We start from the raw sequence: 23,062 nt of genomic DNA on the forward strand, positions 1-23,062 counted from the left end.
ATATAAATAGAGTAAGTTGTATGGTCGCATGTCCATGACATGAGGAAAGTCCGTGCTCCGTAGAGCAGGATGCTGGATAACGTCCAGTGGGGGCAACCCTAAGGATAGTGCAACAGAAATAGACCGCCAGAAATGGTAAGGATGGAAAGGTGAGGTAAGAGCTCACCAGCATCTAGGCGACTAGATGGCTCTGTAAACCCCATCCGGAGCAAGACCAAAAAGGAGCATAAAAAGGCAGTTGCTCGTTGCCGCTCCAAAGGTAGGTCGCATGAGTCTGCTGGTAACAGTTGGCCTAGATAGATGACCATAGAAACAGAACACGGCTTATAGACTTACTCAAACATGAGAACCTTCGGGAGATACCCGGAGGTTTTCTTATTTCAAGTATTCCAAGAAAATATTTATCAAATAAAGATTAGGTAATATCAACATTTGAGTTGTATTGGATCAAATTTTGTAACCGTTTTGTAAATATTTCATTGTAAACATTAGTTTCATGTATTATAATACTTTTATGAGATTAATCGAAAAAGGGAGTGTTCATATTGCATAATAGAAAACACAAACTGGCATTCAAGACTTTGGTTCTTTGCATGCTAATGGGAGTTGCATTCAAAGACACAGGCATATTCATAAAGGATTTTGCACTGATGAATGATCAGACAGCAGAGATTATGTTTGCAAAGGAAGAAGAGGTAAAAGTAGCAAAGGAAGGAAGCGATTCCTACCAGGTGCTTAAGGATGGTACATATTATAGTATTCCAAAAGATGTAATGATAAGGACTACAAGAAGTTCGGATAGATATACGGTAAAAGAACCTGTTACAATGTATAAGGAACAGGATGTAAATTCCCAAGTGGTCAAGGAAATACAACCTGGTGAAGAGTTGGTCATGGCAAGCTACAATGAAACATTTGGTTATTTTATAACAGCAAAAAGCTTTCATATTGGCTATGTTCACATGAACAGTACACAAAGAAATATCACTGAAAACATATCCTACGGTATGTCGAATATAACCAGGGTATTGAAAAATGGCGAGAATACACTTGTACTTGTTAAGGGTGGATCAGTAGGTGTAAAGAACTTTCAAAATGGTCAGTTTGAAATAGTAGACGACGAGATGAACAGTTACTTTATTGAAGAAACTGCAGTAACTCTTTTCAGGACTTTGGAGCAGGCATCAAGAGCAGCTGAAAGAGGTACGGGGACTTTAATAGCGAAAATCGTGGATGCTGCACACAGAGAAATTGGAAAGCCATACGTTTATGCAGCTGCAGGCCCTAACGCATATGATTGCTCTGGATTCACATACGCTTTGTTTAAGAACGAGCTTGGAATAATGATTCCAAGAGTATCATCTTCTCAAGGATCTGCTGGAGTAAAAGTTGAGAAGTCTCAACTGATCCCAGGAGACCTGGTATTTTTCAACACAACTGGAAGAGGAATATCCCATGTAGGGTTATATATTGGAGATGGAAATATGATTCATGCATCTTCTGGGAAAAGACAAGTAAGGATTGACACAATAAACTCAGGTTATTACAGTCAAAGGTATGTGACTGGCAGAAGAGTAATAAATTAGAATTGGCCTTAAAATGCACCTGATATGCTCCTTTTAAAGTAGACAGTTGAAATAACAAAAATTTCAACACTACTTTGAAAGGAGCTTTTCTTATGCGTAAAAGTAAAATTAGCGGTTATCTAAAAGTTAAATACGTTGAAGAGTATAAAGCTGGAAAGATTAGTATAAATGATATTTGTGATAAGTTAGGAGTTGCAGATAAAACTGTTCAACTATGGATTAATAATTATGATGTATTTGGTGCTTCGAACATTGAAAGCGGATCTACAAATGCTAAATATACCATAGAAACTAAAGTTGCCGCTGTAAAGGATTATCTTGATGGTAAAGGAAGTCTGCAAGAGATTTCTGCCAAATATAAAATAAGAAGCAAAACTCAACTCAGAACGTGGATTAAATTGTATAATGGTCATAAAGAACTCCGATCTACTGGAGGAAAAGGGAGTGAAATCTATATGACCAAAGGGCGGTCCACTACATTGAATGAACGAATAGAAATTGTGAGTTACTGTATAGCTCAAAACAAAGATTATACAAAAACTATGGAAAAGTATAAGGTATCTTATCAGCAGATTTACAGCTGGGTTAAGAAATATGAGAAGAATGGCGTAGATGGCCTAATCGACAAACGTGGAAAGAAAAAACCTCTGGTAGATATGACAGAAGTCGAACGCTTACGCGCTGCAAATAAGTTGCTTCAATCTGAAATCGAACAAAAATCCATGGAGATTGATTTGTTAAAAAAGCTCGAAGAACTGGAAAGGAGGCGACGCTGAGCGGAGTACGTCAAGAATCCCTCTATAAGGCCATAAAAGAACTGAATGAAGAAAAAAGATACCCTATAGAAAGACTATGCAAAATACTAAGCCTCAACAGGTCTTCATACTATAAGTGGCTTCGAAGAAACAAGAGTGGAAGAGAAATAGAGAATGAGGATATCACACACAAGCTAGCATATCTATATGCTATGTATAATGGCATCTATGGTTACAGAAGGCTTAGAGATGAGCTGGAAGAACAGTTTGGAATCGACTGTAGTGAAGGTCGTATTTACCGTCTAACCAGCCTGGTTGGATTGAAGTCAGTAATCCGACGAAAGCGACCAAAGTATCAGCGCTCCACTCCTGAAATTACAGCTGAAAATATACTCAATCGTGACTTTAGAGCAGATAAACTGAATGAAAAGTGGCTGACTGATGTTACGGAACTGAAATATGGAAATGGCCAGAAACTTTATCTCAGTGCAATCCTTGACCTCAAGGACAAGAGTATCGTCTCCTTTTCCATAGGTTCTAGCAACAACAATAAGCTGGTTTTCGACACATTTGATTTGGCTGTTGAAAAGTATCCTGATGCAAAACCACTATTTCATAGCGACCGAGGGTTTCAATATACCAGTAAACAGTTCAGACATAAACTCGATGAAGCAGGTATGTTACAAAGTATGTCTCGGGTAGGTCGATGTATCGATAATGGGCCCATGGAAGGTTTCTGGGGGATTATCAAGTGCGAAATGTACTATCTGAACCAGTTCCGTACATATCATGATTTACAGGATTCAATAAGTAAGTATATCCATTTTTATAATTATGAACGCAGACAAAGAAAACTCAATATACTACCCCCAATGTCCTATCGTTCGATCCTTGAAAATGCTGCATAGAAAAAAGAGTCCCACCAAGATGATGGAACTCAATAATTATTTTTGTTATTTCAACTGTCTACTTGACTTATAGCAGATCAACCCTCTAGGGTGCTTTTGTTTTTTTTCTATGTTATAATTAAAGTAATAATTACATGAGGAGGTTCGTAATGACTGAAATATTAAAGGGAAATGTAGTAGCAGCAAGTATTAAAGAGGACATGACAAAAAGAATTGCAGTTTTAAAGGAAAAAGGTATTGTACCAACACTTGGAATAATAAGACTCGGTAACAATGCAGGGGATGTTTCTTATGAAAAGAGTATAATCAAAGCTTGTGAGAAAATGGATATTCAAGCCAAGGTTTATGAAAAAGAGATTTCCATCGATACATCAGAGCTTGTATCACTACTGGAAGAGCTAAACAGTGATGCGGAAATTTCTGGAATACTTTTATTCAGACCATTGCCCAAGCATATTGATGAGGAAGTAATAAGAAGCTCAATTAGTCCAGACAAGGATGTTGATTGTATGCATCCGTTGAATCTTGAAAAGATATTTGAAGGAAATATGACTGGTTTTGCACCGTGTACACCAAAAGCAGCAATGGAGATTCTTATTCACAATAACATTCAGCTTGAAGGAAGCAAGGTTGCTGTAATAAATAGATCAATGGTAGTAGGAAAGCCACTTGTTATGATGCTTCTTGAAAAAAATGCAACTGTTACCATTTGTCACTCAAGGACAAAAGATTTGGCTCAGATAACCAAGGATGCAGATATAGTTGTAACGGCTCTTGGAAAACCTAAATTCTTCGGAGAGGAATTCTTTAGCAGTGAATCCGTTGTAATTGATGTAGGAGTCGGAATGACAGAAGATGGTAAACTAAGTGGAGATGTAGATTATGATAATGTATCTGAGAAAGTTTCAATGATCACTCCTGTACCTGGAGGAGTTGGAAGTGTCACTACGACAATCTTGCTTAATCAGGTTGTACAGGCAGCTGAGAAATAGAAAATACAATAAAAAATGCTTGAAATCATAAGATTTCAAGCATTTTTTTATTCATTCTCTGTGTCGTCCTGATCACTATTACCATTTCCATTGCCGTTACCATTGTTATCTGGGTCATCATCAAGTTCAGTGGAAGGTGGCATCTCCTCAGGAGGAGTTTCTCCTTCGTTGTTCTCAAACCATTCGTTTAGCCAGTCAAGTACGGGGTTTTCAATTACAGTATTTTCATTGTGATCATCACATACTTCAGTAGGAACCTGGTAATTATAATCACTAGGAACTATTCCGTTATGATCATCTGGATTATATAATGGACTTCTTTCTATAAACACTCTAGTTGCAACATTTTCATCAGGACAGTATTCATTTGCAATCTTCCCGTTCGTAACATCTATCTTGACTTCAACATGCATGTCACAATAAGCCTTAGGAACTGTTCCGCTAGCAAAAATCTCAGTTCTTACTACACCTCGCGGATCATTTGAACAAAGGTTGGTAGCAAGTAGTCCTGACTGTGTACAGATACTTGCAGACACAATTCCATCTGGTCTATCAAAACTGGTTTTACTTTCAAGACCTTCGTGTATTGTATTGTTAATGTACTGCCAAAGCTGGGCTGCAGTACTGCTGTTTCTAGATAGGGTGACTCTTGGGGAGTCATTCCCGATCCATGTACCTGAAACATAATAGGGTGTGTATCCAACAAACCAAATATCAGCCTGATTCTGTGTAGTACCGGTTTTACCAGATACGGCCATGTTTGACATTCTTGCCCTTCCTGCTATACCGCTTGAAACAGTTGTTCTAAGAATATCACCCATAATATATGCAACCTGGGGCGATGTGACTATTGTTTCTTCAGGTGTATTGTCCAGCAACACATTACCATTCTTGTCAAGAATCTTTGAAAAAGATACCGGCTCTATAAACACACCGTCATTTGCAATAGCACCATATGCTGCCGTTAGTTCAAGCGGGCTTAATCCGTTTGTCATACCTCCAAGACCCAATGCTGAAAGATTTTCATCATTTGTAGCTCTATTTTCCATGCTCGTAACAAAATTATCACGTTCTGGATGATCTTTGTTTATTATTCCCATTTTTTCAAGATATGAAATAGAAGTTGCCACACCGATATTCTGTACAGTTTTAACAGCGTTTACATTTACTGATTGTTCAACTGATCTTCTCAAGGTATGGATACCTCGGTATCCATTGTACCAGTTCTTTGGCCAGAGAGTTCCATTTCCGTCATAAAAAGGGATATCATCAATGGCTGTTGCAGCCGTCATGCCACTTGCAAGTGCAGGCCAGTAAGTGGATACAGGTTTTATTGCAGATCCTGGCTGTCTTGCTGAAGCAGTTGCACGGTTTAGAATTCTGGAACCATCAATATCCCTGCCGCCAACAAGAGCTTTGATGTGACCGGTTTTGTAATCCAGAACCACTGTTGCTGACTGTGGTTGTACAACGCCTTCCTCGTGAACATAAAAATATCTGTTACTGATTGTAATTCTTCCATCTTGACTTTGATAGAATTCAGGATTGTTGTCAAGATAGCTTTTATCAATAGTCAGTACTCCTTCTGCAACACTGAATTGTCCTTCTGGTATTACAATTGAACCAACGCTATGGGATACCAGATTTTTTTTGTCATCAATTGTATAATAGTCAACTATATCAAAGTGAGTGGGATAGAAGTTGATTTTATTTGTATTAATTATTAGATTACCATTTTCAAGTTGATACTCATTTTCTTGTAGTATCAGAGAATTATCCTCAGTCATTAGAGAATCCTTGCTGAAGTAAACAATCTCATTTTTGTCGTCAATCACATTTCCGGCACTGTTGATTCTCCAGTCAACAAGGACTGGTCCCCTGATTCCATCTGTATTGCCAACTAGGATCTCAACAAAATTTGTGTAGATGTTCTCAAGCTGCTTTTGCATCTCCATATCAATGGTTGCATATATTGTAAGACCACCGGTAAAGAGCTCGATTTCTGCTTGTTCTCTTGTATATCCTTTTTTATCGACTAAGGCCTCAACTACCTGAGTTTTAACATAGTCTGCAAAATACGATGTAATATCCTGTGGTTTCTTTTCTTCTGGATTTAGACTGGATTTTATATCCTGTGCAATGGCTTCTTGGTACTGACTTTCAGTTATCTTTTCTTGTTCCAGCATTTTGTCCAATACGAGTCTTTGTCTATTAATTGAGTCTTCGTTAAAAACTGCAATAAATGTTTCACCCAAGACATCCAATTGTCCAACCTCATAATGTATTTCAGGATCAAAGTCACCTGGCTTTACCCGATAGTAGGGTTGGAACTGAGTTGTGCTTTTTACTACCCCTGCCAATAGGGCGGACTCAGCAATAGTAAGATCCTGAACATTTTTTGAAAAGTATGTCCTTGAAGCTTCCTGAACACCATAAGCATTTTGGCCGAAATAGTTCCTGTTCAAGTAGGCCTCAAGAATCTGGTCTTTGGATAGAATTGTTTCAACTTTAAGTGCCAGATATGCTTCCGTGATTTTCCTTGTCAGCTTGACTTCATTACTTAAGTAAACATTCTTGACCAGCTGCTGGGTTATTGTACTTGCACCTCTTAGACCACCTGATCTTAGGTTGTCCACCAATGCTCCCATAATTCCTTCGATATCCACGCCTGGATGCTCTTCAAATCTATGATCTTCTATTGCAATAAAGGCATCAACAAGATGCTGAGGCATTTCCTTTATACTTACAACGGTTCTAAGTTCCTCAGCCTGAATCTTTTCGATCAGATTACCGTTTAAATCATAAATACTGGATGTTTCAGCAAGTGATGTTACAATTGTAGTTGGATCAATTTCAGGCGCTTCATCTAAAATCGAAACCACTGCGGCACCTACTGCTCCTCCTGCCATAATACCTGCAATAATTATCATAACCAGTAATATTTTTATGGCTTTTCCTATGGTAAATTTATTTTGTTTTCTTTTTCTTTTATTCTCAGTGGACATTATTGACCTCCTATATTTTGATTACAAAAACATAACATATTATACCACAGAACAATTTTTTTGTTAAGCAAAGTAAGGTTACAATAGTATTACGGAATAGCGGTTTCAACTGGCCTATAAGCTCCAAAAGTGTTATACTGTAAGCATCCGGATGGGAGAGTGATGTTATGGAAGAGAATAAAGAAAAAGTTTTGCTTGTTGGAATTGAATTGGATAGAGACAAAATAGATATTGACGATTCTCTCGATGAATTGGAAGAACTTGTAAAAGCAGCGGGGGGAGAAGTCCTTGCTCGAATAATTCAAAAGAAAGATAAAATCAATGCAGCTTATTTTATAGGGACAGGTAAAGCCAAGGAAATTCAAGAATACTGTGAAGATCTTGAAATAGATACTGTAATTTTCAATGATGAGCTATCAGGCGCACAATTGAGGAATCTAGAAGAGATTATTGACAGAAAAGTGATTGACAGGACAACTTTAATACTAGATATTTTTGCACTAAGGGCTGTATCAAAGGAAGGCAAGCTTCAGGTTAAACTTGCCCAACTTAAGTACAGGTTGCCTAGGCTTGTAGGTTTTAGTGATTATCTTTCCAGAGAAGGTGCCGGAATAGGAACAAGGGGACCTGGGGAGCAGAAACTTGAAACCGATCGTAGACATATACTAAGGGAAATCAATAATATCGAAAAACAGCTTAAGGATATTGAAGGAGTACGAGATGTAAAAAGAAAAAAAAGAATATCATCCCAGATGCCTATGGTTGCTCTGGTTGGATATACCAATGCAGGCAAATCAACCTTGATGAATGAATTGATGTCTGAGAAGGATGGTACGGGTGATAACAAGAAGGTTTACGTTGAAGATATGCTCTTTGCCAGCTTGGATACAGCTCACAGGATTGGGAAGCTACCCAACGGTCAGGATTATCTTCTTGCAGACACAGTAGGTTTTGTATCAAAGCTTCCTACAAAGTTGGTGGAGGCGTTTAAAGGGACACTTGAGGAAGTTGAATATGCCGATCTGCTTTTACATGTTGTTGATGCATCAAACAAGGATTTGGATATTCAGATAAATACAACCATGGATCTTTTAAAAGATCTTGAAACTGTGGACAAACCAATTATAACGGTTTTTAACAAAATTGATAAATTGGATATATATAAGGTCAATACATCAGGAAGAGATACGGATAATCCAATTTATATATCTGCCAAAAAGGGTACAGGCGTAGAGGAATTGAAGAAACTGATTCAAGAGACCCTGCCAATGGAATATAGGAAAGTAAGGATGCTTATACCATTTGAAAAACAATCAGTTTCAAGTTATTTTATGAATCAGTATCAGGTGGATGAAATTGAATACACCGAAGAGGGGACAATTTTTGTGTTGACCATCAATCATATTGATTTTCAGAAGTACAACCAATATATTGTGAAATAATTGAAGGGAAGTCAAATATATGAGTCATAGCTACAAAACAATTGCAAGTAGAGGTGTAGACGAGTTCATTGTAAATAAGTCAAGATTTATTGGGTATGCTTCTCCTGTATATACAGAGGAAGAAGCCTTGAGTTTTATTGAAGAGATTAAAATCAAGCATAAAGATGCTACCCACAATGTTTCTGCATATGTGTTGGGGGAAAATTCTATTATTCAGAGATTCAACGACGACGGAGAACCATCAGGTACAGCAGGAATACCTGCGCTTGAAGTTTTAAAAAAAGAGGAAATAAGAAATGCAGCATTAGTAATTACGAGATATTTCGGAGGTGTGAAGCTTGGTGGAGGTGGACTTATAAGAGCCTACACAAAAGGAGCAAAAATTGCCATAGAGTCATCAATTATTGTAATAATGAGTGAGTTCAATCTGGTATCACTGAAACTTCAATACACAGCTTATGGAAAAATTGAAAACTATTTTATCGAAAATGGATATACACCTGAAAAAGTTGAATTTAGAGATGACGTTACAATGGAGATATTTGTCAAAAAGAACCTTTATGACAGATTTGTTTCAGATATGATGGATATGACCAGTGGTGACATTAAATACAGAATTATTGAAGAAAAGTTTCTTCCTGAAAAAGATGGTGTGAGATGGAGAGAATAGAAGGGTATAAATTATAGCGAGGTGATTATTATGACATCAGACAAAGAATTGAAGAATGAAATGATGGAATCCAAGAAATGGGTTGTTGTTGGAGTATCAGGTAAGAAGGAAAAGTACGGCTATAAAATATGGAAGATCCTAAAGGAAAATGGGTATACAACATATGGAATAAGCCCGAATTACGATGAACTTGAGGGTGATAAGATTTATAAGTCCCTGGCATCATTGCCTGAAAAAGTTGATGTACTTGATATGGTAGTACCACCAAAGATCAGCATTGGTGTCCTGGATGAAGCAAAAGAAGCTGGAATAGAAATGATTTTCTTTCAACCGGGGACCTACAATGATGAAGTTGTAGCAAAAGCGGAGGAATTGGACCTCAGATACCTTTTGGATGATTGTGTTTACGCAACACTGAAAGCTGAGTAATAGACCAGGGATGGTCTATTTTCCTTTATAATTAATATTTGGAATATTATATACAATTATTAAGGAGGAGTTGATAAAGTGAAAGATATGAAAATGGAGTTGGATAATATTGTAACCTGGCTTCAGGAAAAAGTTGAGGAAGCAAATGCAAAAGGAGTTGTATTTGGATTAAGTGGAGGGATTGACTCTGCGGTAGCGGCAGGACTGGCAAAAAAAGCATTTCCACAAGATTCAATGGGAGTTATTATGCCAATTTATAGCAATCCTAAAGATGAATCTGATGCATTGATTATCGCAAGAGATTTGGATATTGACATTACCAGCATCGATCTTTCTCAAGTCTATGATTCTTTTCTCAAAGCACTTCCTTTTGAAGGAGAGAATCCATTAGCCAATGCAAATATCAAACCAAGACTCAGAATGATGACTTTATATTATTTTGCACAGGAAATGGGATATTTGGTTTGTGGAACAAGCAATAAATCGGAGCTTCATGTTGGTTATTTTACAAAACATGGTGATAGCGGGGTTGATTTGTTACCACTTGCCGATTTTGTCAAAGAAGAAATATTTGAACTTGCCAGGCTTCTGGAGATACCTTCAGAAATAATTGAGAAACCACCGAGCGCAGGGTTGTGGGAGAACCAGACTGATGAAAAGGAGATGGGATTTACTTATAAGGTTCTTGATAATTATATAAGAACTGGTGAGGGTCCTGAAGATTCGGTAAAAAAAATTGATCACATGAATAAAATCAGTGAACATAAAAGAAACTATCCCCCTGCCTATAAAAAAAGCATCTAACGATGCATTAATGTAGCTTTTCTTGATACCCATAAAAGGAAAGTTCTTGATCAAAAAGAGTTGAACTTTCCTTTTCGTATTAAAAAAAGTTAGTGAAATTTATTTTAGCATATGCTAAAATAAATAAGTTAATGGAAGGAGATGTTTAACTATGGCAGGACATTCCAAATGGAATAACATTAAGAACAGAAAAGGTAAGGAAGATGCCAAAAGAGGCAAGGTATTTACCAAACTGGGAAGATATATTATGGTGGCAGCCAAAGAAGGTGGGGGAGACCCTGATTATAATCCGTCATTGAAAGCAGCTATTGATAAAGCGAAAGCTGAAAACATGCCAAACGATAATATTGAAAGAGCTATCAAAAAGGGAACTGGTGAATTGGGTTCTGACAGTTTCGAAGAAATCATCTATGAAGGATATGGACCATCAGGAACAGCACTAATAGTGAATTGTTTAACTGACAACAGAAATAGAACAGCTTCAGATGTCAGGCATGCATTTGATAAATACGGTGGGAATCTGGGACAAAGTGGATCAGTATCATTTATGTTCGACAGAAAAGGTTTAATTGCAATTGAAAAAGAAGATTCAATAGATGAGGATGAATTAACCATGCTTGCAATAGAATTGGGAGCAGAGGATTTCGAGGCAGATGAAAATGGATTTGAAATAATCATGGAACCTACTGACTTTAACACAGTCAGAGATGGATTACAGAAATCTGAATACAGCTTTGCTGTAGCGGAGCTTACTTATTTACCTCAGAATATGGTATCACTTCAAGATGAAAAAGACATAAAGAATATGGAGAAACTCATAGATATGCTTGAAGACAATGATGATGTTCAGGAAGTTTACCATAATTGGGAGATGCCTGAAGAAATGTAATTTAAATAATTGTTTTGCAAATATCAATTAAAATAGTCTGGTGGAAAAGAGGACAGAAATCCCATTATTCCATCAGATTTTTTTAGAAGAGGTGATGGATTGAGAACTTTTAACATTGCACTTATTGTTGTACTAGTGGTTTCTGTATCAATTATAGCGCTTGTAATGGCAATCGAAGAAAATACTTACGACCTGGATTACTACATGGATTCCTATGAGGAAAATGGAGTATATGATGTTACAGGAAAAACACCTGAAGAATTGGAGGTAGTTTCGAAAGACATTATTACTTATCTCAAGGGGTCCGATGATAGTGCCTTGGATAGACACTTTAATGAAAGGGAAATTCAACATATGGAGGATGTCCTTCAGTTATATGAGCTGTCGAGAGTTCTAAAACTGGCATCTGCATTATTTGCCTTGGCAGTGGTTTTTTGGTTTCTTTCAAAAGAGATGGCAGGCTTTATGGGCAAATGGATGTCCATTGGGCTCTTTGCAAATCATTTGCTTCTTATTGTCATGGTGATTCTTGTCTTAACTGATTTCACAAGGTATTTTACTGTTTTTCATGAAATATTCTTTGATAATGACCTTTGGATATTGAATCCGAGGACAGACTTGTTGATCCAGATTCTACCTGAGCCATTTTTCATAAATATTGCAGGCAATATTGGGATAAGCTTCATTAAGTATCTCTCCATAGCACAACTTATTGGATATATTTTCTACAAGAAGGGTAAATACACCATAGGTAGATTTAAAAGCAAAAAAAGATATTGATTAACATGACTTATAGGATGAGTTAACAAGCTTTTCTAAATCCAAGGTTTGTTTACAAATTTGTTTCTATCATGTATAATATGAAATTAAATTGTTATGTATGACAGAGTAGGTAAAGAGCGTTAAGTGCCTCGGGATGGGAAGTTGCCCGTTGACGAAAGAAGATTTCTGCGATTCTTTACCGCATCCGCTGACAATTAAGGGTACCTTCTTTAATTGGCAGTAGCTGTCAGTTAAAGAAAGGGGATTCAAATGAAAAGAAAAGAGGGGAAAATAAGTGTTAGAATCATGGTAAAGGCTGGTTTTCTGGTTGCAATATCAATTGTTATGACCAGATTTGCCTACATCATGGTACCACTTGCAGGTGTTTCAGCTTTAAGGATCAGTTTTGGAGATTTACCGCTGATGCTTTCAGGAATGATGTATGGGCCACTGGTAGGAGGACTTACAGGATTTGCGGCGGATATAATTGGATTTCTGATTAATCCTCAGGGGCCATACCATCCGGGATTCACATTAAGTTCAATACTTTGGGGAGTAATTCCTGGCCTGGTATTCTTTAGGCTTAAAAGAGAAAAGAACTACGATAAAATATATTCCTACAAGAATATATTTGTAGCTGTTTTGCTGGTATCAGTAATAGTTTCATTGGGACTTAATACTTATTGGCTTTCAACACTATTTGGAAAAGGGTTTATCATCCTTCTCCCAACAAGGGTTCTGGCAGCGCTAATAAGCATACCATTGAACACTATTGTCATTAAATATCTAATGAAGTATATGAGAAATTTCATTTAGCAAAAAATGGCACTACTTAATGCTAGAGGAGTGCTTTTTAGACTTAACATTTATTTGACAATCTCTTTGAAAAACCATGGTAAAAAGAGTATAATGAGTATATGAATAAATAATAGGAGGGTTACGATGAAGAAAACATTACCAATTGCATTATCAAACAGACATATTCATATAAGCCAGGAGGATCTTGATACACTATTTGGAGAAGGATATGAGCTTACGAAAATGAAGGACTTGTCTCAACCTGGACAGTATGCCTGCGAGGAAAAGGTAGATGTTGTCGGTCCCAAGAAGACAATCAAGGGAGTAAGAATACTTGGCCCTGTAAGACCCGATACACAACTAGAAGTATCCATCACAGATGCTTTTACACTTGGCGTCGCTCCAGTGGTAAGAAATTCAGGTGATGTAGCAGAAACACCAGGGGCTAAAATAGTTGGGCCGAAGGGTGAAGTGGAGATTGACAAAGGGATTATTGTTGCCGCAAGACATATTCATATGCATACGACAGATGGTGAGGAATTTGGTGTAAAGGATGGAGAAATTGTTAGCATTAAAATTCCTGGGCCAAGAGGTCTGGTATTTGACAATGTCCTTGTAAGAGTAAATCCAAACTATGCATTGGAAATGCATGTAGATATTGAAGAAGGTAATGCTGCAGGAATAAGAAACGGAGATATGGTGGATATTATTATTTAGGGGTGACTAACTATGATTGATTTGGCAGGCATTATTGATCACACTGCATTAAAGGCAGATACTTCCAAGGATTCAATAAAGGTATTGTGTGAAGAAGCTAAGACGAATAAGTTTAAGGCTGTTTGTGTGAATCCGATTCATGTAAAATATTGCAGTGAGCTTCTTAAGGACTCAGAAGTAAGAGTGGCAACTGTTATAGGTTTTCCGCTGGGAGCAAACACACCTCAGACTAAAGCATTTGAAACAAAGGATGCAATAGCCATGGGGGCCCACGAAGTAGATATGGTTATTAATATTGGAGCACTTAAGGATGGAAATTACAGTCTGGTAAAGGAAGATATTGAGGCAGTCGTTGTAGCTTCCGAAAACAAGGCACTTGTAAAAGTCATAATTGAAACTGCACTTTTAACAGATGAAGAAAAAAGGAAAGCTTGTGAGTTGGCAATGGAAGCAGGAGCTAATTTTGTAAAGACGTCAACTGGGTTCAGTACAGGTGGAGCAACCCTTGATGACGTAAGACTAATGAAGTCAATTGTAGGTGAAAAACTGGGAGTCAAAGCATCTGGTGGAGTAAAGAATCATCAACAAGCAGTTGCAATGATGGAAGCAGGCGCCACAAGAATAGGAACAAGTTCAGGAGTAGAAATTGTTAAAGGATAAAAATAAAGGGTCTGACCCTTTATTTTTTTGATAAAATAATTAAGAGTTTTAGTGATTGGGTAATAAATGACTTGTACAATATAGAAAGGAGGGATTGTAGAAATGGAATCCCAGAGAAAAAAAATTGGTAACGGAGTGCATATAAATTCAACTTATACAGATAAATTCAAGTCCAACTATCTTGGGGTTTATATCATAAGACCACTGGATAGGGAAGAAGTTACATTGAATTCTTTGTTGCCAACAGTGCTTAATAGAGGGACAAAGAACTACCCAAGTACGCTTAGGATGGAAAGAAAACTTGAAAACCTTTTTGGAGCTAATCTAAAAATCAACTCTTCAAGAAGAGGAGAGAGACAGATTATAAAAATTTCAATGGAATGGGCTGATGGAAGATACACTGGAGAAGAAGGACTTGATAAGGATGTTCTTCAAATGGTCAAGGAAGTTCTTTTCGACCCATATACTGAGGAAGGTGTATTCTCCAAAAACTATATAGAACAGGAAAAGAAGAATTTAAAAACAAGAATTAACAACAAAATTAATGACAAAAGGAGCTATTCAATCAATAGATGCATAGAAGAAATGTGCAAAGGTGAGAAGTTTAGCATTTATCCCAATGGATATGTAGAAGATGTTGATGGAATAGATGAAAATATACTCTATGATCATTATCGAAACATTCTTCTGACAAGTCAGATTGAGATAGTATATACAGGGCATGATAACAAGATGAATCTGGAAGAACTTATGCCTAAAGAAATCCTGGAAAGGGAAAACATAACCTATGTTCCAAGGGAAGTAATCATAGAAAAGTCCCAGAATAAAAATCAGGTTAGAGAGAAGATGCAAGTAAATCAGGGTAAGCTGGTTCTAGGGTATAGAACTGGGATAAGATATGAAGATTCATTATATAATGGATTGCTTCTTGGGAATGAAATCTTTGGAGGAGGACCAAATTCGCTCCTATTTAGAAATGTTAGAGAAAAGCATAGTCTTGCCTACTATGTAACATCAAGTATTGTTAAGCATAAGTCCATAGTTTTACTTGATGCAGGAATCGAATATAATAATTATCAAAAAACTGTAGATCTTATAAACGAAGCATTGCAGGATATGGTTAAAGGCAACTTTTCTGAAGAGGATATGGAAATAGCAAAGAAATCAATCAGAACATCCAGTGAATCAATAATTGATAATCCTCAACTTGTGTCAGAATTTGTTTTTGGGAAAATAATATCCAATGATGATAGAAGCCTGGAAGAAATGATTAAGCAACTGGAGGACGTAACCAGAAATGATGTAATTGATGCCATGAGTAGAGTAAATCTGGATACTATCTACTTTATGTATGGTCCCAATAGAGAGGTGCAAAATGAAAAGAATAAGAAATGAAAATCTAAGGGAAGAAATCTATAATCAGAAACTAGATAATGGTATTAATTTGTTTTATTTTCCCAAGAAAGGTTTTACCAAGAAATATGCAATATTTACTACCAACTATGGTTCAACCGACAATATATTTACTCCTCTTGGAGAGAGTGAGCCTGTGGAGCTACCAGAAGGAATAGCTCACTTTTTAGAGCACAAATTATTTGAGGAACCTGATGAAGACTTGTTCCAGAAATTTTCATCCCTGGGGGCATATGTAAATGCATATACAAATTTCAATCAGACCTCGTATCTGTTTTACTCGACAGACAACTTTTATGAGAATCTAAAGCTGCTTGTAAATTTTGTACAAAGCCCATTTCTCACTGAAGAAAATGTTGAAAAAGAGAAGGGAATAATTGCCCAGGAAATTCAAATGTATCAGGATAATCCAAAATGGGTTGTTTTCTTTAATACTCTAAAGGCAATGTATTATAGTCATCCAGTCAGAACAGATATTGCAGGCACTGTGGAAAGTATTAATAAAATCAGCAAGGATGACTTGGAAACTGCTTACAAAACATTTTACAATCCAGGGAATATGGTCTTGTTTGTAGTAGGTGATCTTGACAGGGATGAAATTGTAAAGACGGTCAAATCAGCAGGTAAAGATTATGCAGATACTTTGGATGAAGTTAAAAGAGTTGTGCAATATGAACCAGATGATGTTCTTTTAAAATCAATTGAAGAAAGAATGATGACATCAAAACCGCTTTTCCAAATCGGAATAAAAGACACAGAATTAGGTTTGACTGGCAGAGATTCTGTAAAGAAAGACATAATTACAAACATTATTCTGGATATGCTATTTACCAACAGCTCGGAGTTTTATAACGAGTTATACTCGGAAGGTCTAGTTGACAGTAGCTTTGGTGCATACTTTACCGGAAAAACGACCTATGGGCATTCATTGATTGCAGGACAAAGTGATAATCCTAAGGAAGTATATGATCGAATTGTGGAAATGTTTAGTAAACCAGAGGACTATATTACAGAAGAGGCATTCCTAAGAATTAAAAGAAAGGAAATTGGTACCTTCCTCACAAGTTTCAACTCCATTGAATTCATTGCAAATAATCTAACGGATCTTTATTTTCAGGATTTTTTGCTGATAGATTATCTGGATGTTCTTAATGAAATTACATTTGAGGACATACTAAAGAGATTCAAAATCCATTTCAGGGATGACAGAAGTGTTATATCAATAATATGGCCTGAGTTGGAAACAGGCAACAATTGAAAGGTGGTTAAAGAATGGACCCAGTAGCATTTACAATATTCGGACTAGAAGTCCGATGGTATGGACTGCTAATAGCAATAGCCGTTCTCATAGGAACCCTGATTGCTACAAAAGAAGCAGGCAGAAAAGGAATAAAGGAGGAAACATTCATAGACTTTCTCCTTTTTGCAGTGCCTGTGGCAATAATATTTGCAAGGCTGTATTACGTTGTCTTTTCCTGGGATTATTACAGTGCCAATCCTGGACAGATTCTAAATTTCAGAGGTGGCGGACTGGCAATTCACGGCGCGGTAATCGGTGGTGCGCTTGTAGCAATAGTATTCACAAAAATCAAGAACCTAAAATTCTGGACCTTTGCTGATGTAGCTGCTCCGAGTTTAATACTTGGACAAGCTATAGGTAGATGGGGTAACTTTGCCAATCAGGAAGCCCATGGTGGCCCCACAGATCTTCCCTGGGGAATAATGATAGATGGGGTCAAGGTACACCCAACATTCCTTTACGAGTCAATATGGAACCTGATGGTGTTTCTGTTTTTAATATGGTACAGGAAGAAGTCTAAAATTGAGGGCGAAATCTTTCTGCTATATGTAATTCTATATTCTGTGGCTAGATTTTTCATCGAAGGTTTGAGAACAGACAGCCTAATGTTTGGACCCTTTAGAGTTGCACAGTTAATAAGCATATTGACCATATTAGTTGGGGGAGCCTTATTGTATAATAGAAAAAGAGCAGCTCAGAAAGGCAATCTAGAATAGTAATTTAAGAAAAAAATTAAACTAATGCTAAGCAGTAAGCCCGGAAATTATTCTTCCGGGCTCTTTTATTGCCAGGAATCGGGACTAAAGTCCCAAAAGGGCACTTTATCTAACTAAAATGGTGGATAAAACACGAGGTTTAGGGTAAAATAAATACAAAGTGGTGAGAAGTGGAGGAAAGTGGTAAATAATCGGCAAAGGTGGAGAAGAGTATGTTTATAGGTGAATATCAACATACCATCGATGGAAAAGGAAGATTAATCATACCTTCAAAATTCAGGGTGCCTCTTGGAGATGAGTTTGTCATGACCAAGGGCCTTGATAACTGCCTCTTTGTTTACCCCAAAGACGAATGGAAAATAGTTGAGGACAAGCTTAAAAGCTTACCTATGACAAACAAGGATGCTAGAGCATTTGTAAGATTTTTCTTCTCGGGAGCTACGGAATGTGTACTGGATAAACAGGGTAGAATATTGATTCCTGGCAATCTGCGAGACCACTCAAAACTTACAAAGGATACAGTGGTAATCGGAGTATCCACTAGACTTGAGATATGGAGCAAGGAAGAGTGGGATAGTTACAATGATGATGATAGTCTAAGCTATGATAGCATAGCTGAAAAAATGGCGGAATTAGGAATCTAGTTGAGATAATAATTGAGATATAGTCAGGGGGTGTTCATATGGAGTTTCATCACGTATCAGTATTGTTGCAGGAAGTTCTTAAGGGGCTCTCAATAAAGGAAGATGGAATATATGTGGACGGAACACTTGGAGGAGCAGGGCACTCACTTAAGATTGTCGAGCAACTGACTACCGGAAGGCTAATAGGAATAGATCAGGATATGGATGCATTGGAGAAATCCAGAGAAGTACTTAAGGATCATATAAATAAGATCCACCTCGTTCATTCAAATTATGTAAATATAAAAGCGGTGTTACGGGAGCTCGAAATAGAGAAGGTAGATGGAATACTTCTTGATTTAGGGGTTTCATCACATCAGCTGGATACAGAGGAAAGAGGGTTTTCATACAACAAAGATGCACCTCTGGATATGAGAATGGATACCAGCAGTGAATTTTCAGCATGGGATGTTGTTAATACATACTCATCTGAAGAGCTTACAAGGATTTTCCTTCAGTATGGCGAGGAAAAGTGGGGAAAGAGAATAGCAGAATTCATAGTGAACGAAAGAGCTGAAAAACCAATTGATACAACAATGGAGCTTGTGACCGTTATAAAAAAAGCAATTCCCAAGAAAGTCAGAATGGAAGGACACCATCCAGCCAAGAAGACATTTCAGGCTATTAGAATAGAAGTAAACGGAGAGCTGGACGTATTGAAAAAGGCTATAAAAGAAATGGTGGAGAGCCTTAAACCTGGTGGAAGACTTGCAATCATAACCTTTCATTCACTGGAAGACAGAATAGTAAAGGAACAGTTCAAGGAGCTATATAAAGATTGTATCTGTCCACCTGAATTTCCAACATGTATTTGCGATAAGAAACGTGAAATTGAAATTATTACAAGAAAACCAATAGTTCCTGGAAAAGAGGAACTCGACAATAATCCTAGGAGTAGATCAGCGAAGCTGAGAGTGGCTGAAAGAATATAGGCAACTTGTTAAGGGGGCTAATATTATGATGGCAGCAAAAGTACTGTATGATCAATACCCTGAATACATAGGTGAGAAAGAACAGAAAAGAGTCCGAACAACGATTCGGAAGAAGTCATACTCCCTAAATAGACGTATGTATATTTCCCTTGCAATTATTTTATTAAGTACTTCTTTGTTTATACTACAAGGATATGCTAAAATAACTTCTATGAGATTAGAAATAACAAGTCTGGAAAATGAAGCAACAGAATTGGAGAAATTGAAACAGGATTTGGCAGGGACTCTTGAAGGATTGAAAAATACCACACTGATAAGTGAACAGGCAAAAAACAGCCTGGGAATGATTTATCCCGAAGAAGGTCAGATAGAATATATAACTGTCAATGATTCGATTTCCAATGATTCATACCAGGTTACATTACAGGATAAAGTAAGAAATGTAATCGGTATTTTTGCCAGCCTTTACTAGGAGGGATTTTATTGCATAGAATAAATAAATCAACCAGAAAACGATTAAAGTTTGCTATATTTGTAGTAACTTTAATCGTGTTTTTTTTAGGATATAGATTAATTAGAGTTCAGGTGATTGAAGGCTCAGAATACAAGCGGGGCGCTATGCAGCAATGGACTAAAGCAATTAATCTGAAATCCGATCGAGGTTTTATCTACGACAGGAAGGGTAGAAAATTGGCTGTAAACATAACTTCATTTACAGTATGGGCAAGCCCTTCAGATGTAGAGAATCCAGAAGAAACAGCCTTGAAGTTGGAAACTATTTTAGAAATTGATTCAACAAAAATATATGAGAACCTTGTAAAAGAAAATTCTGTGGTAAAACTAAAGCAGTGGATAACGAGAGAAGAAGCCGAAATGGTAAGAGAACTTGAGCTGGAAGGTGTATCAATTGTCGATGACAATAAGAGGTACTACCCATTTGGTAATTTCGCCTCGTATGTTCTTGGATTCACTGATATCGACAATAATGGACTCTATGGAATTGAAAGGGTTTATGACGAATACCTGACTGGAGTACCAGGTGTATGGGTTAAGGCAACAGACAGAGATAACAGGCAGCTGCCATATGGCGGTGAGAAAATTTATAATCCCGAGGATGGAACATCTGTTGTTCTTACAATTGATGAAACGATTCAGGGTTTTGCTGAAGACGCTGCAGAGGAAGCCTTGATTAAAAATCAGGCAAAAAGTGTCTCTATAATAGTAATGGATCCTAATACAGGAGAGGTTCTTGCAATGGCTAATAAACCAGATTATGATCCCAATAATCCCAGGATGTCATTGGACGAAAACGTGAACAAGCAATGGGAATCTCTTTCCTTTGAGGAGCAGCAACAAAAATGGTACGAATTATGGAGAAATTACGCTATTAACGATATATACGAACCTGGTTCTACATTCAAGATTGTAACTGCGGCAGCTGCACTTGAAGAAGCATCAGCCAATCTTAATACCCATTATTACTGCAACGGGTTTATAAGAGATATTCCAGGAGTTGTATTAAGATGCTCAAGTTGGTACGACCCTCACGAAGATCAGGATTTTTCTACATCGTTTAGCAATTCATGCAACGTTGCCTTTGTTAATATGGCAAGGGATCTTGGAAAGGAGAAAATGCTTGAATATATAAAAGCTTTTGGTTTTGGAGAAGTAACGGGGATTGACCTTCTTGGCGAACAAAAAGGAATAATTCCATCAGGAATTGATTCTATCAGAGAGGTAAATCTTGCAACATTATCCTATGGTCATGGTATAGCAGTAACTCCCATACAAATGATAAATGCAATTTCAGTAATAGGTAATGGTGGAAATCTTATGACACCACACATAGTAAAAAGTCTATTGGATTCAGATAGCAGAGTTATTGAAACCTACGAACCCGAACTCAAGAGGCAGGTGATTTCAGAGGATACATCCAGTGAATTACTGGATATGCTTGAGTTGACGGTTCTGGAGGGAACGGGGCGAAGAGCATATGTTCCTGGATACAGAGTAGGAGGGAAAACTGGTACTGCTCAGAAAATCATTGATGGAAGATATGTTGATGGAAAATATATATCATCATTTGGAGGATTGGCTCCTGTCGATGATTCTAGAATTGCTGTCTTGGTCATTGTAGATGAGCCAACAGGGATATATTACGGAGGTACTGTTGCTGGGCCGGCTGCAGCCAGTGTCATAGAAAATACATTGAATTATCTGGAGGTTCCAAGAAAGTACACTGAAGATGAGCTGGAGGCCACCAAAGAGACAGTACTTGTACCTAATGTAAGAAATCTATCCATAAACAGTGCTGGAAAAATGCTTACAGATCTTGATCTTAGATATACCACAGAGTATGAGGATTTTAATATAAACACATTGGTTTTGGATCAATATCCTTCTCCTGGAGTAGAAGTAATTAAGGGTTCCATAATAGATCTTTATCTTGAGGATGGTAGTAACAATCCTATTTTATCGAGTGAGGAGATAAATGATTCCAATTAGAAGACAACCTAGTGTTGTCTTTCTTATTCGGAAGTTGATAAATACCTCTGGTAAATGGAGGCAATCTTTACTATAATAGGAATGATATAGACTAAGAATGACTGTTGAGAGGAGCAGGTTTATGAATGAAACAACCCAGCTGTTGCTGGCTTCAGGTGCAGGATTCGTATTAAGCTCATTTCTTGGGCCGAAAATAATACCATTACTGCAAAGATTAAAAATAGGACAGAGCATAAGAGAGGATGGGCCTACATCTCACCTGGCAAAATCAGGCACACCAACTATGGGAGGTATGATCTTCCTGGTAGGATTTATTGCAGCATCTTTGATTGCAGGTGGATTAAGCATGGATATGGGTATGATTATGTTTTCTACCCTTGGGTTTGGTGCCGTGGGATATATGGATGATTATATAAAGGTAGTGAAAAAAAGAAACCTTGGACTAAGAGCCTATCAGAAGATAATAGGACAGATTATCGTTGCAATGGTACTGATACTTTACTACTTGAATTTTTCGGAATCCTATCCACAGATAGTAGTTCCGATACTGGGTGAAAGAACAATGGCATTGGGACTTTTAACCATACCATTTTTGCTGGTAGTTATCGTTGGAACAGTGAATGCTGTAAACCTGACAGATGGACTTGATGGTCTTGCAACTGGAGTATCTGTAATAGTTTTTACAGCATTTGGGGTGCTTTCCTATAGATTTGGATTTACAGAAGTTGCTATTTCATCATTTGCCATGACAGGAGCATTGTTGGGATTTTTAATATACAATTACAATCCAGCAAGAATATTTATGGGAGATACTGGCTCTCTAGCACTGGGTGGAGCACTTTCAGCAATAGCATTGTTATCTGGGACTTATATATTTATACCTATAATAGGAGGGATTTTCTTTGCAGAAGCTTTATCTGTAATAATTCAGGTTGGGTACTTCAAGCTCACCAGAAAAAGATTTTTTAGGATGGCGCCTTTGCATCATCATTATGAGCAAAAAGGCTGGAAAGAGATTAAAGTTGTCTGGGTATTCTGGGCAGCTACCTTGATACTGTCATTGGCAGGATTATTTATACTAAGTTAGGAAGTGTGT

At 37.3% G+C, this 23,062-nt stretch carries 22 protein-coding genes, 1 other RNA gene and 1 riboswitch; of the genes, 22 read left to right on the forward strand and 1 reads right to left on the reverse strand.

The genetic code is table 11. The annotated features are described in order from the left end of the window. Nucleotides 1-8 precede the first annotated feature (8 nt). The 5 genes from rnpB (at nucleotide 9) to ACOEN1_RS08760 (ending at nucleotide 4,241) form a co-directional block, all read left to right on the forward strand. An RNA gene (rnpB, locus tag ACOEN1_RS08740) (RNase P RNA component class A) lies at nucleotides 9-343 on the forward strand. Between the two features lie 202 nt (nucleotides 344-545). Further along, nucleotides 546-1,586 (forward strand): C40 family peptidase, encoded by a 1,041-nt coding sequence (locus ACOEN1_RS08745; protein WP_422486509.1) that lies wholly within the window; start codon nucleotides 546-548, stop codon nucleotides 1,584-1,586. 92 nt (nucleotides 1,587-1,678) lie between these two features. Continuing rightward, complete coding sequence (locus ACOEN1_RS08750; RefSeq protein ID WP_422486510.1) at nucleotides 1,679-2,362, forward strand: transposase; 684 nt, start codon at nucleotides 1,679-1,681, stop codon at nucleotides 2,360-2,362. Continuing rightward, nucleotides 2,359-3,249 carry an IS3 family transposase gene (locus tag ACOEN1_RS08755; protein ID WP_213238695.1) on the forward strand — a complete coding sequence of 297 codons (891 nt, stop codon included), beginning with the start codon at nucleotides 2,359-2,361 and terminating at the stop codon, nucleotides 3,247-3,249. Before ACOEN1_RS08750 ends, ACOEN1_RS08755 begins: the two co-directional genes overlap by 4 nt. Nucleotides 3,250-3,398: 149 nt before the next feature. Beyond that, nucleotides 3,399-4,241, forward strand: coding sequence for a bifunctional 5,10-methylenetetrahydrofolate dehydrogenase/5,10-methenyltetrahydrofolate cyclohydrolase (locus ACOEN1_RS08760; RefSeq protein WP_422486511.1), 843 nt, complete (start codon nucleotides 3,399-3,401; stop codon nucleotides 4,239-4,241). A 47-nt stretch (nucleotides 4,242-4,288) separates the two neighbouring features. Here ACOEN1_RS08760 and ACOEN1_RS08765 read toward each other — a convergent pair whose 3' ends face one another. Further along, complete coding sequence (locus tag ACOEN1_RS08765; protein ID WP_422486512.1) at nucleotides 4,289-7,246, reverse strand: penicillin-binding protein 1A; 2,958 nt, start codon at nucleotides 7,244-7,246, stop codon at nucleotides 4,289-4,291. Between the two features lie 167 nt (nucleotides 7,247-7,413). On the opposite strand from ACOEN1_RS08765, the gene hflX reads away from it, so the two are divergent. From hflX to mraY, 17 genes are all read left to right on the forward strand, one after another. Beyond that, the gene (gene hflX, locus ACOEN1_RS08770) at nucleotides 7,414-8,688 is read left to right on the forward strand and encodes a GTPase HflX (RefSeq protein WP_422486513.1); all 1,275 of its coding nucleotides are present in this window, start codon (nucleotides 7,414-7,416) and stop codon (nucleotides 8,686-8,688) included. 19 nt (nucleotides 8,689-8,707) lie between these two features. Next, nucleotides 8,708-9,358, forward strand: a complete 651-nt coding sequence (locus ACOEN1_RS08775; RefSeq protein WP_422486514.1) for a YigZ family protein — start codon at nucleotides 8,708-8,710, stop codon at nucleotides 9,356-9,358. 30 nt (nucleotides 9,359-9,388) lie between these two features. Beyond that, a complete protein-coding gene (locus tag ACOEN1_RS08780; RefSeq protein WP_422486515.1) occupies nucleotides 9,389-9,787 on the forward strand; it encodes a CoA-binding protein in 399 nt (132 codons plus the stop codon). Nucleotides 9,788-9,874: 87 nt separating this feature from the next. After that, nucleotides 9,875-10,591 (forward strand): NAD(+) synthase, encoded by a 717-nt coding sequence (gene nadE / locus ACOEN1_RS08785; RefSeq protein ID WP_422486516.1) that lies wholly within the window; start codon nucleotides 9,875-9,877, stop codon nucleotides 10,589-10,591. Between the two features lie 151 nt (nucleotides 10,592-10,742). Continuing rightward, nucleotides 10,743-11,480: a YebC/PmpR family DNA-binding transcriptional regulator gene (locus tag ACOEN1_RS08790; protein ID WP_422486517.1), complete on the forward strand. Its 738-nt coding sequence runs from the start codon at nucleotides 10,743-10,745 to the stop codon at nucleotides 11,478-11,480. Between the two features lie 99 nt (nucleotides 11,481-11,579). After that, entirely contained in the window at nucleotides 11,580-12,260 is a 681-nt protein-coding gene (locus tag ACOEN1_RS08795) for a TIGR01906 family membrane protein (protein ID WP_422486518.1), read from the forward strand. 102 nt (nucleotides 12,261-12,362) lie between these two features. Continuing rightward, nucleotides 12,363-12,455: riboswitch (THF riboswitch) on the forward strand. Between the two features lie 57 nt (nucleotides 12,456-12,512). After that, complete coding sequence (locus tag ACOEN1_RS08800; RefSeq protein WP_422486519.1) at nucleotides 12,513-13,058, forward strand: folate family ECF transporter S component; 546 nt, start codon at nucleotides 12,513-12,515, stop codon at nucleotides 13,056-13,058. A gap of 126 nt (nucleotides 13,059-13,184) precedes the next feature. Further along, nucleotides 13,185-13,757, forward strand: a complete 573-nt coding sequence (gene pduL, locus ACOEN1_RS08805; RefSeq protein ID WP_422486520.1) for a phosphate propanoyltransferase — start codon at nucleotides 13,185-13,187, stop codon at nucleotides 13,755-13,757. A 12-nt stretch (nucleotides 13,758-13,769) separates the two neighbouring features. Next, nucleotides 13,770-14,417, forward strand: a complete 648-nt coding sequence (gene deoC / locus ACOEN1_RS08810; protein WP_422486521.1) for a deoxyribose-phosphate aldolase — start codon at nucleotides 13,770-13,772, stop codon at nucleotides 14,415-14,417. Nucleotides 14,418-14,519: 102 nt separating this feature from the next. Beyond that, the gene (gene yfmF / locus ACOEN1_RS08815) at nucleotides 14,520-15,812 is read left to right on the forward strand and encodes an EF-P 5-aminopentanol modification-associated protein YfmF (protein ID WP_422486522.1); all 1,293 of its coding nucleotides are present in this window, start codon (nucleotides 14,520-14,522) and stop codon (nucleotides 15,810-15,812) included. Beyond that, nucleotides 15,793-17,088 (forward strand): EF-P 5-aminopentanol modification-associated protein YfmH, encoded by a 1,296-nt coding sequence (gene yfmH, locus ACOEN1_RS08820; protein WP_422486523.1) that lies wholly within the window; start codon nucleotides 15,793-15,795, stop codon nucleotides 17,086-17,088. The genes yfmF and yfmH overlap by 20 nt, the downstream gene beginning before the upstream one ends. A 14-nt stretch (nucleotides 17,089-17,102) precedes the next feature. Continuing rightward, nucleotides 17,103-17,846, forward strand: a complete 744-nt coding sequence (gene lgt, locus ACOEN1_RS08825; RefSeq protein WP_422486524.1) for a prolipoprotein diacylglyceryl transferase — start codon at nucleotides 17,103-17,105, stop codon at nucleotides 17,844-17,846. A gap of 212 nt (nucleotides 17,847-18,058) precedes the next feature. Next, nucleotides 18,059-18,490, forward strand: a complete 432-nt coding sequence (mraZ, locus tag ACOEN1_RS08830) for a division/cell wall cluster transcriptional repressor MraZ (RefSeq protein WP_422486525.1) — start codon at nucleotides 18,059-18,061, stop codon at nucleotides 18,488-18,490. A gap of 38 nt (nucleotides 18,491-18,528) precedes the next feature. Then, on the forward strand, nucleotides 18,529-19,461 hold the full coding sequence (gene rsmH / locus ACOEN1_RS08835) for a 16S rRNA (cytosine(1402)-N(4))-methyltransferase RsmH (RefSeq protein WP_422486526.1): 933 nt from the start codon (nucleotides 18,529-18,531) through the stop codon (nucleotides 19,459-19,461). 25 nt (nucleotides 19,462-19,486) lie between these two features. Continuing rightward, on the forward strand, nucleotides 19,487-19,933 hold the full coding sequence (locus tag ACOEN1_RS08840) for a septum formation initiator family protein (RefSeq protein ID WP_422486527.1): 447 nt from the start codon (nucleotides 19,487-19,489) through the stop codon (nucleotides 19,931-19,933). 11 nt (nucleotides 19,934-19,944) lie between these two features. Beyond that, entirely contained in the window at nucleotides 19,945-21,966 is a 2,022-nt protein-coding gene (locus ACOEN1_RS08845; RefSeq protein ID WP_422486528.1) for a penicillin-binding transpeptidase domain-containing protein, read from the forward strand. A gap of 121 nt (nucleotides 21,967-22,087) precedes the next feature. Beyond that, nucleotides 22,088-23,053, forward strand: a complete 966-nt coding sequence (gene mraY, locus ACOEN1_RS08850) for a phospho-N-acetylmuramoyl-pentapeptide-transferase (RefSeq protein ID WP_422486529.1) — start codon at nucleotides 22,088-22,090, stop codon at nucleotides 23,051-23,053. Nucleotides 23,054-23,062: the final 9 nt, after the last annotated feature.

The organism is Gudongella sp. DL1XJH-153 (assembly GCF_049310905.1).
In the GTDB taxonomy this organism is placed as follows: Bacteria; Bacillota; Clostridia; order Tissierellales; family Tissierellaceae; genus Gudongella.

What these genes read in the sequence shown, in the direction of transcription:
- ACOEN1_RS08750 (WP_422486510.1), top strand. Translation starts at nt 1,679, where the DNA reads ATGCGTAAAAGTAAAATTAGCGGTTATCTAAAAGTTAAATACGTTGAA.
- ACOEN1_RS08760 (WP_422486511.1), top strand. Translation starts at nt 3,399, where the DNA reads ATGACTGAAATATTAAAGGGAAATGTAGTAGCAGCAAGTATTAAAGAG.
- ACOEN1_RS08765 (WP_422486512.1), bottom strand. Translation starts at nt 7,246, where the DNA reads ATGTCCACTGAGAATAAAAGAAAAAGAAAACAAAATAAATTTACCATA.
- hflX (WP_422486513.1), top strand. Translation starts at nt 7,414, where the DNA reads ATGGAAGAGAATAAAGAAAAAGTTTTGCTTGTTGGAATTGAATTGGAT.
- ACOEN1_RS08775 (WP_422486514.1), top strand. Translation starts at nt 8,708, where the DNA reads ATGAGTCATAGCTACAAAACAATTGCAAGTAGAGGTGTAGACGAGTTC.
- ACOEN1_RS08780 (WP_422486515.1), top strand. Translation starts at nt 9,389, where the DNA reads ATGACATCAGACAAAGAATTGAAGAATGAAATGATGGAATCCAAGAAA.
- nadE (WP_422486516.1), top strand. Translation starts at nt 9,875, where the DNA reads ATGAAAATGGAGTTGGATAATATTGTAACCTGGCTTCAGGAAAAAGTT.
- ACOEN1_RS08790 (WP_422486517.1), top strand. Translation starts at nt 10,743, where the DNA reads ATGGCAGGACATTCCAAATGGAATAACATTAAGAACAGAAAAGGTAAG.
- ACOEN1_RS08800 (WP_422486519.1), top strand. Translation starts at nt 12,513, where the DNA reads ATGAAAAGAAAAGAGGGGAAAATAAGTGTTAGAATCATGGTAAAGGCT.
- pduL (WP_422486520.1), top strand. Translation starts at nt 13,185, where the DNA reads ATGAAGAAAACATTACCAATTGCATTATCAAACAGACATATTCATATA.
- deoC (WP_422486521.1), top strand. Translation starts at nt 13,770, where the DNA reads ATGATTGATTTGGCAGGCATTATTGATCACACTGCATTAAAGGCAGAT.
- yfmF (WP_422486522.1), top strand. Translation starts at nt 14,520, where the DNA reads ATGGAATCCCAGAGAAAAAAAATTGGTAACGGAGTGCATATAAATTCA.
- yfmH (WP_422486523.1), top strand. Translation starts at nt 15,793, where the DNA reads ATGAAAAGAATAAGAAATGAAAATCTAAGGGAAGAAATCTATAATCAG.
- lgt (WP_422486524.1), top strand. Translation starts at nt 17,103, where the DNA reads ATGGACCCAGTAGCATTTACAATATTCGGACTAGAAGTCCGATGGTAT.
- mraZ (WP_422486525.1), top strand. Translation starts at nt 18,059, where the DNA reads ATGTTTATAGGTGAATATCAACATACCATCGATGGAAAAGGAAGATTA.
- rsmH (WP_422486526.1), top strand. Translation starts at nt 18,529, where the DNA reads ATGGAGTTTCATCACGTATCAGTATTGTTGCAGGAAGTTCTTAAGGGG.
- ACOEN1_RS08840 (WP_422486527.1), top strand. Translation starts at nt 19,487, where the DNA reads ATGATGGCAGCAAAAGTACTGTATGATCAATACCCTGAATACATAGGT.
- mraY (WP_422486529.1), top strand. Translation starts at nt 22,088, where the DNA reads ATGAATGAAACAACCCAGCTGTTGCTGGCTTCAGGTGCAGGATTCGTA.